The following is a 13,802-nucleotide window of genomic DNA, read 5'->3' as shown; positions in this document are numbered from 1 at the left end:
ACTCACCCCACCATCCGTATCCTGGCGAAGGGCAAGTGCACGACCGGGCGGATCTGGACTTATGTGCGGGATGACCGGCCGTTCGCCGGGCCTGCGCCGCCGGCGGCGGTCTATTACGCCTCGAGCGACCGACGAGGCGAGCATACGGTCTCACCTCACCCACCCGAAAATGGGATCAAAGAAAACGCCTCCGGCGGGCATGCAGGAGGCGTTGGAGGTCCAACGTAGATCTAGAGATCCGCTTCTTCACATTCTGTTAGTTTGCTAGAGTGTCACCAGTTGCGCTGAGCGTGGAGCAGCATCGTGAGGCTGTTTTGGTTCTTCAGCTCATACGCAGCACCAGGCTTTGCAATACTCGACTGTTGCGTTAGCGTCACAGTGCTTCCGTTTGCGTACTTCTGGTCCAGCATCGTGTAGTTGAGATCGACCAAGAAGGTCAGGCCCTTGACCGGGGTCCAGGAGGTGTATGTACCGACACTCGCATAGTTGAAGTCGGGGTTACAGCCGGCGAACCCGCTCGACAATACGAGTCCTGTGACTACCTGACCGCAGATGTAGCCCTTGGCGGTGCTGTTATAGCGCACAGCGCCCAATCCACCGTAGATGGCGGTTGCCCAGCGTGGATCCCAATTGTGGGTGTAGCCGCCGTTAATGCCGAAGGTCGTGGTCAACTCCTGGCCGGAGCCAGTCACGAACACGGAGTCAGACACACCGCCAAATCCGACGCTTTGGTAAGCACCGGCCAAGCTCGTACCGCCGTACATCGCGAAGGTGCTGCTTATGTAGCTACTGAAGTTATAACGGCTGGCACCTTTCGTATATACGGCCTGGATGTTCACCGTGTCCCCCGGGCCAGTTGGGAGATTCTTAATCGACAACGCGAGCTGACCAGCCCAGCCCCACTTGTCGTCCGGATGGCCAGTGACCTCAGTTGCACCATAATAGGCCGCATGGTTATCATGGGCGGCAACTGACGCTTGGAAGAGACCCCAAGCCTGGTCAACACGAAGCATGGCGACGAGGTCTGGAACGCGCGTTCCGCCAATGTCGTTGCCTCCGTACGTACCAGTAGCGAGACCTGCGGGCGTCGCAGCGCTCACGTTCCAGATGTTGGTTGTGTAGTTGACGACTTGATCCTGGGCCGAGAAGGAGGCCGTGATGCCCTGGCCGAAATCGGCGGTATAAGTGAACTGGTTCACGGGCTCCCAGCCGCCGCTGCCCACTAGGTCGTACCAGTTGGCCGGATAGTCGGCCCAAGGCGCCGAGAACTGGGATTGCGACTTACCGATTGTAAACCCAGCGAGCTGGATGAAGGCGTAGTAGACAGCGAGTGTACCGCCAGCGACGGCGCCCGGATTGGCGTTGTTCGGCGCCGAAACGCCGCCGATCGACTGGTAAACGGTCGATCCGTTTCCTTGCCCGCTGTAGCTCCCCGTAGTCCACCTCATCCCGGCTCCGAAGAAGGTGCGCAGCACGCCATAGTCGGTCGCGGTGCGCGTATCGATGTCCAGACGTCCCTGACTTCGGATGTTATAGTTGTTGCTGATGCGGTTTTGTGCGCCACCCTGTCCACTATCAGCAGCCCCAGCGGGGTAATTCGACCGCAAGGTGGTCCAGACCCGCTGATAACCACCAAGCTTGATGCAAGTGTCAGTGCCAGGGATGTAGTAAAATCCGGCACCATAGAGCGAACAGACCTTTACGTACTCGACAGGCTTCGCCTTCACCGGAAGATCGGCAGCCTCTGCCCCAGTTCCCGCAAACATTGCTCCAGAGCAGAGAATAACACTCCTTGTCAGCTTCATCGATGAACTCCTCCAAGCTGCAAATATTGTTTCCGTCCTTCAAAGATCCGCCGCGACTGGCCTCGCCAACGCGGCGGGTGCTTGACGGAACAACTCCGAGGCCATCCCCTCGCTGTCGACCTAAATCTTAGTTACTGCAATCAATTAATTCAATAAATTACTTGAAGACACGCATCTCTCCCTAGGGGTGTCACCAATTTAGCAACATTTGGAGCTAGATCAGCAAGAAAGCCTCGGGTTCCGTCCTTGGGAAGGCATCCCGCGACGCTTCATCAGGTCCAGATGGAAGCCGGTAGTTCAGGCGCTTACACGATCCTGGGCAATTAATTGCTGGGCCAATTAATTGAATTAGTCAATCTTCTTTACGGGACACTCATGTCGGGGAGGGTGTCCAAGGCGGATATGTGCAATCTAGCTAATGAGAAAGCACCCGTGCCTGGGCAAACACCTGAGACGGAAAGACCAACATGGCCGAAAAAGAACAACCTAATAGAGCCGTAATGGAATTCATCTGGAACATCGTCGAGATCCACTCCCAACTGGAGGCGATACACAAGAGTTGGGCCGAGATGCTAGGAGTGACCGAACCACAATGGTTGATCCTAATGGCTATCGACGAGCTCGACGAAGGGCGCGGTGTCTCGGGAATTGCGGTTGCGAATAAACTGCGTATCCATCCCGCCTTTGTTACTAACCAGACAAAGAAACTTGAAAATATAGAGTTCCTGGCCCGCGTAACATCGCCTGATGACGCAAGATTCCTGCAGATGTCTCTGACTCAAAAGGCGCGGGCGGAAATCACGAAGCTATCAGATAAAAGACAAGCCCTCCACTCGACCATGTTTGGCGGGCTAGATGAGGAGTCGCTTGACTATCTCAACAGACGACTAACCTCGATTGCCAAGAATAGCCGATTGGCATCGCAAAAACTAAGTATAGGCATGTTGTAGCCGCGAGTTCGTCGTCCGTGAAGAACCGGTGCAGCGCCCGGCTCAAGCGATGTTTTGAGCCGGTACGGTTTCGACGAAGGTGCGGATGACGCGCAAAAGCTCTGCCAGCCATCTCAGGAGCAGGCCGAAGTTGTAGCCGGTAGCGGCAAGGACGGCGTTGATGCGGTCGCCGAGACGGCCCTGTCGATGCGGTGTTCGGCCTTGACGTGGCCGATGACGGGCTCGACAGCCGCGCGACGCTTCATCTCACGACGGATGGAAGCCGTGACGCGGCGGACTTGACCCGAGATCCAGACCCTGAACCGATGCGGGTGGTTGTGACCGCGATACCTTTGTCGACGTGGATGCGGCGAGCCTTCACGTCGGTGAGCTTCTTCATGTCGGCAATGACAGGGCCGAGCGTGTGCCCGTCGAAGGGATTGCCATGCAGTGCTTTGGCATGGAGCAGGAACTGTCGCCCTTCGGAGACGTCACGGGGGTGGCGATGCTGACCTTGCAGCCGAACTCGTAAGGCGCGCGGGCTTTGCCCTTGCCGATGCACTCGACCTCCGCGGCGTGTATGCGCGGGCAGTGCGCCAAGCTCTCCCGCGGTCACGATCTGGCCAAGGCCATGAACTATATGTTCAAGCGCTGGGCCTCCTTCACGCGCTTCCTCGACGATGGCCGCGTCTGCCTCTCGAACAATGCCGCCGAAAGAGCGCTGCGCGGCATCGCATTGGGCAGAAAGTCGTGGTTATTCTGTGGGTCCGACCGCGGAGGGCGCCGAGCCGCCGCCATGTATAGCCTCATCGTCTCTGCCAAGATGAACGACGTCGACCCTCAGGCCTGGCTCGCCGATGTACTCGCTCGCATCGCCACCCACCCCGCCCACAGGCTCGATGAGTTGCTGCCGTGGAACTGGAAGACTGCGCAACAGCAAGGCCTTGCGGCGCAGGCGGCTTGATGGGGCACGTCAACAAAGTCAGCCACGTGTTCACTCTCAGCCATGTCGCTGAGATGCTCGGTGAAGACGAGGAATGGCTGTTCGAGGTCGCCGAAGAAATGGACACCGAGGATGGCCAGCTATGGGTCGTCGGCGTCGGTAAAGACGGGGTGATGGCGTTCACCGATGACGGGATCGAGAATCTCAAAGAGCTGATCGCAATCCACAAGGACACCCCCAGCATCATCGAAAAAGGCCGCCAAGCGCTCGCTGCGATGATGAAGCCGAAGACCGAAGAATCCGACGAGATCTAACCGCTAACCGGATAGATCAGCGCGCTTGCGGCCTACAGCGCATGGTTACTCCGTAGACCTCGCACCCATCATTGCCCGCTTCAGACCCCCGCCGTCCACCCCGGCGGGGTTTGCTTTGCCCCATGCCGTTGGCCAAAGGCTGAAAAGCATCAATTTTGCGCCGGGAAGTAGCTAATGATCGGGCAGCGGTTGGGGTGATCCGAAGACCGCAACAGCAAGTGCCCCTGACTGCTCTGCTGATCGAGGCAGGAGAAAGGCTCTCTCCAATGCACGGCGTTCCCGCCGGCCGCCCCGGTAATCCGTCGTATCACGAAGCTGCCCGTTTACGGTATCTCGAGCCTCTGCCGGATGACAATCAGTCCATCACCTGAGAACGGTGTGCTCGCACGGCCAACAATTCTTTTTGTTATAACTAACGATGGTGAATTTTGAGGCGCTCGCGGGAGAGCGGCATGGCGGGTATCGCCTGGCACGGTCTTCAATCACCACCACCTCAGTGCTCGCTGGCCGCTCTCAGAAATTGAGCAGATCAAGGACGTATCTGACGGTGAGCTCCGTCGTTGGGATGATGAGATCGTCGGACGCTCCGAATGTCGGCGTATGCACATACGAATCGTTGCCTGGCGCCCGGCTGCCGAACCAGAAATAGATTGACGGCACGCATGCGGCGTAGAAGCCGAAGTCATCGCTGCCTGCTACCTCCTTCCTGCCCTTGAAGTACGCATCGCAACCGACTGTGTCGTGGACGAGTTGCTGGAAGCGCCTCACCATTTCGGCATCGTTGATGTTACAGGGGGCTCGCCGGTACGAATGATGCATTGGGCGTTACCCCGGTGCATCGCAGCAACCCCTTCGGCCACTTCGCGCACGCGCTGGGACAGCAGAGCTCGACGCTCGACACTGCGGGTCCTGATCGTTCCCTCCATGACCACCGACTGGCAGATGATGTTGGCCGCCTCGCCACCATGGATCATGCCGACCGTGACGACCGCGCCATCGTCGGTCGGCATTTCGCGCGAGATCACTTTCTGCACCTCGTTGACGAAGGCGGCGGCGATGGTGATCGCGTCGATACCCTTATGCGGTGCCGCGCCGTGCGCCATCTTGCCGGTGATGTTAAGCTTGAACCCGTCGGCAGATTTGGTTACCGCCCCCTCGCGCGCGCCGAACATGCCGGCGGGAATCTCCGGACTGACGTGAAAACCGACGGCCCGGTCGAAACCATCCAACAGCTTGTTCTCTTCGACCGTGCGTCCGCCGAGCGGCTCGGCCTCCTCGGCCGGTTGGAAGAACACGCGCACCTTGCCAGCGAAATTGTCGCGCAGCCGGTGGAAGGCGAGCGCGGTGCCGAGAGCGATCGAACCATGCATGTCGTGACCGCAGGCGTGCATGACGCCGTCAACCTGGGAGCGATAGGACAGATCCTCGCGAGCCTCCTGAATCGGGAGCGCATCGATGTCGCCGCGCACTGCGATCGATCGCTTCGGGCCAGAGGCGGTGCCTTCGATATCGACATAGAGGCCAGTGTTGTGGAAGACCTTGGCGCCGTCGATGCCAAATTGTTGCAATATGCCGCGGATCCGCTCCTGCGTTTCCCATTCCGCGTTGGAGAGCTCAGGCTCGCGGTGCATGGCGTGGCGGAGCTCGATCACTGCGTCGCGCTCGGCATCCGACAGAAAGCTGTTACTGCGATTGATCATTCGGCTTGGATCCTTAATCCGCGACGCTCGACCAGGTGCCCACGTGCAGGTGAATACGTTACCTTCAAGTTTTGCCCTCCGGCGCGCATACATTGAGCTAATTTTGCTAACTTGGTGCAGGACAAGCGGTGAACAATATCGATGACATGCTGGTGTCAGGGCGACGTAGCGAGCGTCTTTGTCGCTGCGGACGACACAAAGCCCCTGTGACTTAAGCAGTGATTAAAGCCCCTGTGACTTAAGCAGTGATTGGAGGGCAATCTAGGCCGCTCAGGCTCTGCAAATAAAAACTAAGACGGGATTGGCGTCTAATTAGCGCGAAAAATAGTCCTGTGCGCCGAAATCCTGCAACGAGCTCGCGAATCGCGCTGGTGCTCGACGAGGCAGAATTCTTCAGCGGGATCTCGATGGGAGGCGCGCAGCGATGGCCGCGCCAACGCGTCGCGTCAGCCCGATCCGATACACCGCATCAAAGCTCTGGCATGGTCTGGCCCTGATGCTTCACGATTGCTCTTTGTCGCACCCTGAGCGCGATTCATAGGGCCCGACTCAACGACACGATAAGTGGTTGCACGCTCATTCAATCGGGCATCGAGAGGACGAACCATATGCGCGGCTGACCGAACTGACCGAGCGAAGCGGCCGCGGTCTGGCCAATCCGGATGCGCGACATCGAATTTGAGAAAACGCAAAAATAGCACGGTTGCGACATCGGCCATGCCCATCAGCATGTCGAGATGGACCGGCCTGCGACGTCTCGATCACATCGATTGCCGGAAAACGGATGGTGCTGGCGAGATTACGATAGGTGACCGCACTAAGGTCAGCCCTCGGCACGGCCGAAATGACAACGCTACTTTAGGTTGCGATGCTACTCGATCGGCGGCGTAAGGATGAGCTGCATCCCCAGATCGAGCTTCGACCTGTAGCAGACGATCGAATCATGAAACTTTGCGGCAGCACCGACCAATAGGGAAACCTGATGCCGCGCGGATTCTTGCAGCGGGATATTCATCCATGAGCGCCCGTGCTTGTGGATCCCAGTGGCGCTGATTCGATGCGTTGATGGCGAACTCCGCCGCCGCGGCGGGATCGCGACCTTACGGCGGCTTAGCTTGAACAGACCCTTCGCGCGATCGAGCGTAAAGATTTCGACGCCTTCTCCGAGCGTCAGCACGAGCAAGGTCTGGAGGCCATAAACGGCGAACCCGGCGGCAATCCGCGCCATGCCTTTATGCCGGAAGACGGCACACTCCTCCTTTGGCGACGGATTGATCGAGAACATCGTCCCTACCGTCACGTTGATTTCGATGTTCGAGCGCGTCGACCGCTACGGAGGCTTCGCCTTTGGAATCATAGAAATCCAGCTTGGCGCCCCCTTCGCCGCTAAGGCTGCTGTGTGAACGCGGCTCAGAGCATCTCGAATAATTTGATCGGCTTTGAAATTGAGATCCTTCTCTGGCCTCCGGCGAGGAACACAGGGTATCGACAACGTCGCCGTAAATCGACGGACCGTAGGGATCACTGAATACTGTCCCGCCGTAGTCTCCGCCAACGTGCCCGCCGACGTATCCTCCGTCAGCTCCACAGTGCGGGTGGGACCTTTGCTGCCGGCCCGAGATTCGCCGACGCGCGAGTAGCCGTACTCGATATCGCCTACTAACGGCTGACCTAATGCGTTTGGCCAGTGTCGGACGACGCTTGCCTCTCCCAAGAGCGAGTCTGACATCTGCCAGGCATCGAGCAGCGTCAGAGCCGCAATTCCTCCGCAAACGCCGTCACGATAGGTAAAGATTTTCGCTCCGGTCAACCACCAATGTTAGCAATTGATGACGGATCCCTGCCAATCATAGGTTAGTGATCGTCGCGCGGATCACAAGTGCAGATCACAAATCACGTGGCCGATATCGCGTGAAGAGCGCACCAACGTGCCGATCGTTGCGGATTTTAATGAATCTGGAGGGTTCTGTGAGGTCGCGCTCACGCGAGGGCGCGGCAGGCGCTTATGACGCGACCTCATTGAAGCCGGATTGAACGAAGGCGCGGGAGGCTATGCGCGGTTTTGCAGCTATGGGGATTGTTGGAGATGGCAAGGCCCGATCTGCTGGCTCGGCGCGTGAGGCAGAGACGCGGGATGTGCGCGTCGGGGAAGAGTTGAGATCAAACGCGCTTTGCCGGAGATCGCGATAGGCTTTTTGCTGCGTCGGACGGTTGTTGTCGCGCCGTGTGACAGCACGGATTCGACATCGTCCGCGATGATCGAGACGCTGGGAGCGAAATGACGAATGATGATCGTCGTGCACGGCATGACTTGGCTCACGATGTGTCGCATCGGAACGGTGATGTTCGAGGGCTGGGGCGTCTGAAGCTATGTCGAAAGCGCTCAATGATGCGCATGACGCCACCACAATCGGGGCAGGCAGGAACCTCGGTCCAGGTTTGAGCTTTCGAATCCACGGGCGACGGCTGGCCATCGTTTGGCGCTTTCCGCTCACGATCGAGAAGTTTGCGGCAGAGGGCGAGTTTGGCAGCGCGATGGCCGTTGGCCATGAAGCCGAAGTGGCGGATGCGATGGAAGCCATCGGGCAGCGTGTGAAGAAGGAAGCGGCGGATGAACTCGTCGGGCTTGAGCTTCATGATCTTTGTCGCGCCGTTCTGGCGGTAGTCCTTCCAGGTAAAGGCGACGTGATCCTCGTCGAGGGCTACGAGCCGGCTGTTGGCTATTGCAACGCGATGGGTATAGCGGCCGAGATAGGCCAGCACCTGCGCGGGGCCGCCGAACGGCCGTTTGGCGTAGACGACCCAGCTGATGCGCCGCATGGCGACGAGGTGAGCTGCGAAGGCAGCAGGCTCGGCCAGGGATGCGAGATCGCCGAAGAAGTTCAGGGTGCCGGCGTCGAAGGCGGCGGTCAGACGTTCGAGGAACAGGCGTCTGAACAGCCGGGCGAGCGGTTTGACGGCCAGGAAGAAGTTTGGTCGGCTGGCGATCCAGCGCGCGCTATCGGGCGAGAGGCCGCCGCCCGGCACGACGCAGTGGACGTGGGGATGGTGCGTCAGCGCCTGCCCCCAGGTGTGGAGGACGGCGACGACGCCGATCCCGGCGCCGAGCCGGCGTGGATTGGCGGCGAGCGTCGACATTGCCTCGGCGGCGGCTTTGAACAGGATCGCATAAACGATGGCCTTGTTCTGAAAGGCGATCGCGGCGATCGGAGCCGGCAGTGTGAAGACGACGTGGAAATAGGGAACCGGCAGCAGGTCGGCTTCTCGCGCGGCGAGCCACGCGGCTTCGGGCTGGCCCCTGACACTTCGGACAGTGCCGGTTGCGGCAAGAATTATAGGTGACGCGTGTCGTGCCGCAGTCGTCGCAAGCCTCCATGTGGCCGCCGAGCGCCTCGGTCCGGCACGCCACGATTGCGCTCATCACGCGCCGCTCGACCCGACCGAGATGACCGGCATGTACACGGCGATAGGTGTCGCCATGCCGGCGCAGAATATCGGCAATCTCGATGGCGGGCCTTTTGGAGCGGCTGTCGGGGGCGAAACATCACCCGCACCCGCCGCGGATCATCTAGGTGGCGTCACCTCCAGCGACAGGCGATCGAGCGGGCTCTGCGTCGCCCGGATCGTATCGGTGGCGACCTGCGTGTAGCGCGCTGTCGACGACAAATTGTTGTGCCCGAGCAAGACCTGGATGATCCGGATATCGGTTCCGTTCTCAAGAAGATGCGTCGCGAAGCTGTGGCGCAGCGTGTGCAGCGTGACGCGCTTGGTCAGGCCCGCAGCCTTCACCGCCGACCGACAGGCGGCGTGCAACACGGTCTGATCGATCGGATGATCTTCGTCACGACCAGGGAACAGATAAAGCCGCGGCCGGGCGAGCCGCCAGTAGGTGCGCAGGATGCCCAGCAGCTGGGGCGACAACATCACGTTGCGATCCTTCGCGCCCTTGCCGTGGCGCACCTGGATGACGCCGCGGGCGCTGTCGATGTCTTCGATCCGCAGTCCCGCGACTTCGGAGGCCCTGAGTCCGGCCGCATAGGCCGTGGTGAGGGCGGCGCGGCTCTTCAGGCTGGACACGGCCTCGAGGAACTGAACCACTTCGTCGGCGCTGAGCACGACCGGCAGCTTGCGCGGTTCTCGCGCATAGGGAATGCGCTCCGGGATCAGCGCCTCGCCGAGCGTGACGCCGTAGAAAAACCGGAGCGCACAGACGATCTGGTTTAGCGCCGGCCATGAGATGCCGGTCGAGACCAGATGCACCTGGAAGGCGCGGACGTCTTCCAGCTCTAACCGGTCAGGCGATCGGCCAAAATAGCGGCTGAACTTCGAAACCGCGCTGATGTAGGATCGTTGCGTCGCCGGCGACAGATTGCGGACGGTCATGTCTTCGATCATGCGGCGGCGAAGAGGGCTCAAATCGGCCATCTCGATACTCCTGTCTGAGGCGAATGGGCTCCAACACCCACATCCTCTCAGCCAGGAGGCGATCTACGCCACCTTGCCCCGAACGCCGCGGCAGCGGCTTCGTTCAATCCCCCGACTGTAAACAGGCCTTAGCATTACAGTTGTTTTTTGATTTGACGTGGGCGCGTTGAGCGGCAGCCTGGTGAGCTCTGCGCCAGAAAGACCATGCGATGATGTGTGCGGGTTGAATCCGCTTTCGAGCAAGTCTGATAGCGATGCGGCGGATTTCCTGGATTGACCAGCGGATCAGTGGTGGGGTGGTTATGCTTTGGCTTTTGCCGGGAGGCGCCGTTTCGTTTTTTTGGGCGGTGGCGGATTAGCGCGATGTCGGATCGCGGCCATCATGGCGAAGGCGAGCATCGCCAAGGACACATGACGGTGCCAGCCATGCCAGGATCTGCTCTCGTTGTGATCGAGCCCGAACTCGTTTTTCGCGGTTTCAAAGCTGTCCTCGATCGCCCATCGATGGCCTTCGACCGCGACCAGCGTTTCAATGGCTGTTCCCGCTGGGCACCAGGTGGTGAAGAAGGCGAGGTCATCATCCGCGATGCGACGACGGATCAGTAGACCGCGTGTCCACAAACCGTCATTTGCACTGTTGAACTGCTCGGCCTCGAGATCGGCCAATTCGAGATAACACCAATCGTGCAGCCGCGGTCCTTTGGTTCCGGCTCCCGCCGACAGGCGCTTCCAGTCGGATGAGCGCCGCGTCTGGGCGAGGTCTGCGGCCGTACCGGCGACCGGCGGTCGTTTGCCCCAGGATCGAAACACATGAGCGCTGCTGACCCCAAGCACGTAGCCTTTGCCGGCCCGACGTAGTTGCTGTTCGATGTTGCCAACACCGTAGACGGTATCACCGGCAACCCACTTGAATGGTACAGACGCGGCTATCGCCCGTGCGATCATTCTCGTCGCAAGCTTTGGTTTGGTCGCAAAGCCGACATCGGCCGGCACATATGTGGCTTCCAGACGATCTGGATCGTCGGTCCATTCCTTCGGAAGATACAACGCGCGATCGATGAACGCATGGCCATGACGCGAAACGTAGGCAGCGAAGACGCCGATCTGACAGTTCGTGATCTTGCCTGCCGAACCAGTGTCTTGCCGCGCCACTCCGCATGACGCCTTGCCCTGTTTGAGAAAACCGGTCTCGTCGATCACGAGGACCGCATCGTCATCCGCCAAATGCTCGATGACATAGTCGTGCACGATATCACGCAGCGCATCAGCGTCCCAGTCTCCACGGCCCAGAATCGCCTGCTGCCGCCATGGGCCGGGATCGCCAGCCGCCTCGGCGCGCATCCAACCGGTCTTGCGCTGCTCATCTCCGAGCAGGCCTTCCAGGAACAGACCTGCATTCGTCGCCACACGCTCTTGCGTGAACAACGGACGTATCCGTTGCTTGATCTCGCGAAGCGACGCCGCCCACAACGCAAGCGTCTCCTCAACCGACGCGGCCCGCGCCCACGACATTCGAATCATGGTTGCCCATGGATTCAGAAGCCCGCAACAAAAGCAACTGTAATGCTAGCTGCTCTCACCGCGGATGACCCCATCCGAAAATGCGGTCCGTGAGTGTCAGAGCCATCGTCAGATTCGATCAGTTCAAGAGAATAAACCCAGCTGGCTGGGAGCCGGATCCCTTCAACGGGAGAAGGTTAGGCCTCGCGCGCTTTCGGCAGATACGCCCTTCAGATGATTGACGCCTGACTGCGCCCGCTGACAGGCCGCGGATCATCCGCTCGTGCGATTCGACTGAGCCGGTGAAGAAGTACGCGGCCAGACGGCAATCGGTCGCGCCCCGACGGTCGGTCAAAATCCCCCGGGTGAGGTCACCTCAAACTCCCCCACCTGATTCCGCCTGGCTGGGCGGCTGATCGGCCGCAAAGCGCGTAGCAGGACGTTAATTTTCGCCCCCTTTAGGGAAGAGGGGACCGGGAGTTGAACGTCTTGAAGCCGCATCTGCAAAGCACCGTATTTACGTTACTTGAGCGCCAGACGAGCCAACGAGAGATCCAGCGGCTGACGGGGATCGACCGCAAGACGATCCGGCGCTACCAGGCGATTTTCGTGTCCCGGCGAGCGGCGGAGGCAAATTCCCCCGGGGTGACCGCCGGCTCCGAGGCCGCGGATGGCCAAACTCCCCCACCTCCGCGACCGCCGGCTATCGGCATGAAGGTGGCCGCCAAGACGTTTGATTTCGCCCGCTCAGCGTGTGAACCGCATCGGGAATGGATCGAGCAGCAGGTCCGTCTGAAGCGCAATGCGCAGGCGATCTACCAGGATCTGGTTGATCAGCTCGGCTTCACTGCCAGCTACGAGAGCGTCAAGCGTTTCGTGCGCGCCTTGCGCCACATCGATCCCAAACAGTTTGACCGTCTCGAGTTTGCCCCCGGCGAGGAAGCCCAGGTCGATTATGGCGAAGGCGCGCTGACCCGTGATCCGAAGAGCGGTCGTTACCGCCGGCTGCGCCTGTTCGTGATGACCCCTGCGCTACTCGCGGCGTAGCTTCCGGCGGGTGGTCTGGAAGTCGAGCCAGCAGATCTGGGCACAGCTCCACGAAGGGGCTTTTCGATATTTTGGCGGCGCCGTCGGCTATGTCGTGCTCGATAATCTGAAGGAAGGCGTCGTCACGCCCGACCTTTACGAGCCCGAGCTCAACCGGCTCTACGGCGCGGTGCTCGCGCATTACGGCGTCGTCGCCGATCCGGCACGGGTGCGGGACCCGAACCGCAAGGGGACCGTGGAGAACGCGATCCAGCACACCCAGGGCACCGCGCTCGCCGGGCGGCGCTTCGAATCACTCGAGGCTCAGAACAGCTTTCTGGAGCACTGGGAGACGAACTGGGCTTCCAAACGCATCCATGGCAGCATGAGGCGTCAGGTCGAGGCCATGTTCCAGGAGGAGAAGCCGCATCTGCGGCCATTGCCCGCGACCGGCTTCCGTTACTTCTCCGAGCTCGTGCGTACCGTCTACGACGACACCACCGTGCGGGTGGATCACAGCGACTATGCCGCGCGCCCCGCGCCGATCGGCAGCCAGGTCGTGGTACGCCTTTACGAGACCACGATCGAGATCCGCGACCGCAGCACCCAGGCGCTGCTGCGCGTTCATGCCCGCGCCGCACGGCCGGGTTCGCTCAAACTGCCGCACAACGAGTGCCCGTTCAATCCATCTCGTCAGACCGCCTTCCTGCTGGCAAGCGCCGGCGACATCGGACCGCAAGCGAAGGCGCTCTGTCAGCACCTGTTCGACACCGAAGGTCGCGTTGGACAACGCGCGATGTGGGGCATTGTCGGACTTGCGAAGAAGTATCCCGCCCGGCTCGTCGAGCAAGCCTGCGATCACGCGATGCGTCATCACATCCATCGCTACAAACAGGTGCGCGCCATCCTTGAGCGATTGTTCGAGCGGGCGCTCGAGCGCGTCGATCAGGCACCACAACTCACGCTGTCTCTGACGCAGGATCATCCACTGATCCGTCCCGCAGACGAATACGGCGAACTCTTTCGCCTCGGCGCCCAGAACCGTGCCAGCATCGAGCGCCGGCCCGGCAACAACGGCAATGATCAGCCCGCACCAAACCGCGCTCGCGTCGTCTCCGCAATCCCGGCCAGCTCCGACGACGCGAGCGCTCCCGCCGAGA

General features: G+C 60.3%; 10 protein-coding genes and 4 pseudogenes. 5 read left to right on the top strand and 9 right to left on the bottom strand.

The features are described 5' to 3' along the window. Positions 1 to 272: 272 nt before the first annotated feature. A complete protein-coding gene (locus tag ACVWW1_RS40495; RefSeq protein ID WP_456659751.1) occupies positions 273 to 1,805 on the bottom strand; it encodes a porin in 1,533 nt (510 codons plus the stop codon). Between the two features lie 467 nt (positions 1,806 to 2,272). Between ACVWW1_RS40495 and ACVWW1_RS40490 the strand changes: the two genes are divergently transcribed. Next, positions 2,273 to 2,755 carry a MarR family winged helix-turn-helix transcriptional regulator gene (locus tag ACVWW1_RS40490; RefSeq protein ID WP_456659750.1) on the top strand — a complete coding sequence of 161 codons (483 nt, stop codon included), beginning with the start codon at positions 2,273 to 2,275 and terminating at the stop codon, positions 2,753 to 2,755. Between the two features lie 42 nt (positions 2,756 to 2,797). Here the strand turns inward: ACVWW1_RS40490 and ACVWW1_RS40485 are convergent. Further along, positions 2,798 to 3,316, bottom strand: a pseudogene (locus ACVWW1_RS40485) (IS5/IS1182 family transposase); the annotation flags it as partial. On the opposite strand from ACVWW1_RS40485, the pseudogene ACVWW1_RS40480 reads away from it, so the two are divergent. Together ACVWW1_RS40480 and ACVWW1_RS40475 are read left to right on the top strand one after the other, a co-directional pair. Continuing rightward, positions 3,315 to 3,698 (top strand): annotated as a pseudogene (locus tag ACVWW1_RS40480) (IS66 family transposase); the annotation flags it as partial. The pseudogenes ACVWW1_RS40485 and ACVWW1_RS40480 overlap by 2 nt on opposite strands. Beyond that, entirely contained in the window at positions 3,698 to 3,991 is a 294-nt protein-coding gene (locus tag ACVWW1_RS40475) for a hypothetical protein (RefSeq protein WP_456659749.1), read from the top strand. The pseudogene ACVWW1_RS40480 and the gene ACVWW1_RS40475, both read left to right, overlap by 1 nt. 513 nt (positions 3,992 to 4,504) lie before the next feature. Here ACVWW1_RS40475 and ACVWW1_RS40470 read toward each other — a convergent pair. The 4 genes from ACVWW1_RS40470 to ACVWW1_RS40455 all read right to left on the bottom strand — a co-directional run bounded on the left by ACVWW1_RS40470 (position 4,505) and on the right by ACVWW1_RS40455 (position 6,976). After that, positions 4,505 to 4,762: a hypothetical protein gene (locus ACVWW1_RS40470; RefSeq protein ID WP_456659748.1), complete on the bottom strand. Its 258-nt coding sequence runs from the start codon at positions 4,760 to 4,762 to the stop codon at positions 4,505 to 4,507. Further along, positions 4,756 to 5,784 carry a M20 metallopeptidase family protein gene (locus ACVWW1_RS40465; RefSeq protein ID WP_456659747.1) on the bottom strand — a complete coding sequence of 343 codons (1,029 nt, stop codon included), beginning with the start codon at positions 5,782 to 5,784 and terminating at the stop codon, positions 4,756 to 4,758. The genes ACVWW1_RS40470 and ACVWW1_RS40465 overlap by 7 nt, the downstream gene beginning before the upstream one ends. Positions 5,785 to 6,137: 353 nt before the next feature. Beyond that, positions 6,138 to 6,410: a hypothetical protein gene (locus tag ACVWW1_RS40460; protein WP_456660788.1), complete on the bottom strand. Its 273-nt coding sequence runs from the start codon at positions 6,408 to 6,410 to the stop codon at positions 6,138 to 6,140. A 152-nt stretch (positions 6,411 to 6,562) separates the two neighbouring features. Then, on the bottom strand, positions 6,563 to 6,976 hold the full coding sequence (locus tag ACVWW1_RS40455; protein ID WP_456659746.1) for a hypothetical protein: 414 nt from the start codon (positions 6,974 to 6,976) through the stop codon (positions 6,563 to 6,565). On the opposite strand from ACVWW1_RS40455, the gene ACVWW1_RS40450 reads away from it, so the two are divergent. Continuing rightward, positions 6,963 to 7,094, top strand: a complete 132-nt coding sequence (locus ACVWW1_RS40450) for a hypothetical protein (protein WP_456659745.1) — start codon at positions 6,963 to 6,965, stop codon at positions 7,092 to 7,094. The genes ACVWW1_RS40455 and ACVWW1_RS40450 overlap by 14 nt on opposite strands. Before the next feature lie 913 nt (positions 7,095 to 8,007). Here ACVWW1_RS40450 and ACVWW1_RS40445 read toward each other — a convergent pair. The 3 genes and pseudogenes from ACVWW1_RS40445 to ACVWW1_RS40435 form a co-directional block, all read right to left on the bottom strand. Further along, positions 8,008 to 9,199 (bottom strand): annotated as a pseudogene (locus tag ACVWW1_RS40445) (IS91 family transposase). A 56-nt stretch (positions 9,200 to 9,255) separates the two neighbouring features. Further along, positions 9,256 to 10,116, bottom strand: coding sequence for a tyrosine-type recombinase/integrase (locus ACVWW1_RS40440; protein ID WP_028153988.1), 861 nt, complete (start codon positions 10,114 to 10,116; stop codon positions 9,256 to 9,258). Between the two features lie 300 nt (positions 10,117 to 10,416). Further along, the gene (locus ACVWW1_RS40435; protein ID WP_456659744.1) at positions 10,417 to 11,637 is read right to left on the bottom strand and encodes an IS701 family transposase; all 1,221 of its coding nucleotides are present in this window, start codon (positions 11,635 to 11,637) and stop codon (positions 10,417 to 10,419) included. A gap of 424 nt (positions 11,638 to 12,061) precedes the next feature. On the opposite strand from ACVWW1_RS40435, the pseudogene istA reads away from it, so the two are divergent. Further along, a pseudogene (istA, locus tag ACVWW1_RS40430) lies at positions 12,062 to 13,667 on the top strand (IS21 family transposase); the annotation flags it as partial. Positions 13,668 to 13,802: the final 135 nt, after the last annotated feature.

The organism is Bradyrhizobium sp. JR3.5, from assembly GCF_054057015.1.
The sequence above is the reverse complement of the archived record's forward strand: the minus strand, read 5'-3'. Positions and strand labels throughout refer to the sequence as shown.

Coding starts and splice junctions, on each gene's coding strand:
- ACVWW1_RS40495 (WP_456659751.1), bottom strand. CDS start 1,805: ATGAAGCTGACAAGGAGTGTTATTCTCTGCTCTGGAGCAATGTTTGCG.
- ACVWW1_RS40470 (WP_456659748.1), bottom strand. CDS start 4,762: ATGGTGAGGCGCTTCCAGCAACTCGTCCACGACACAGTCGGTTGCGAT.
- ACVWW1_RS40490 (WP_456659750.1), top strand. CDS start 2,273: ATGGCCGAAAAAGAACAACCTAATAGAGCCGTAATGGAATTCATCTGG.
- ACVWW1_RS40465 (WP_456659747.1), bottom strand. CDS start 5,784: ATGTATGCGCGCCGGAGGGCAAAACTTGAAGGTAACGTATTCACCTGC.
- ACVWW1_RS40475 (WP_456659749.1), top strand. CDS start 3,698: ATGGGGCACGTCAACAAAGTCAGCCACGTGTTCACTCTCAGCCATGTC.
- ACVWW1_RS40440 (WP_028153988.1), bottom strand. CDS start 10,116: ATGGCCGATTTGAGCCCTCTTCGCCGCCGCATGATCGAAGACATGACC.
- ACVWW1_RS40435 (WP_456659744.1), bottom strand. CDS start 11,637: ATGATTCGAATGTCGTGGGCGCGGGCCGCGTCGGTTGAGGAGACGCTT.
- ACVWW1_RS40455 (WP_456659746.1), bottom strand. CDS start 6,976: ATGTTCTCGATCAATCCGTCGCCAAAGGAGGAGTGTGCCGTCTTCCGG.
- ACVWW1_RS40460 (WP_456660788.1), bottom strand. CDS start 6,410: ATGGCCGATGTCGCAACCGTGCTATTTTTGCGTTTTCTCAAATTCGAT.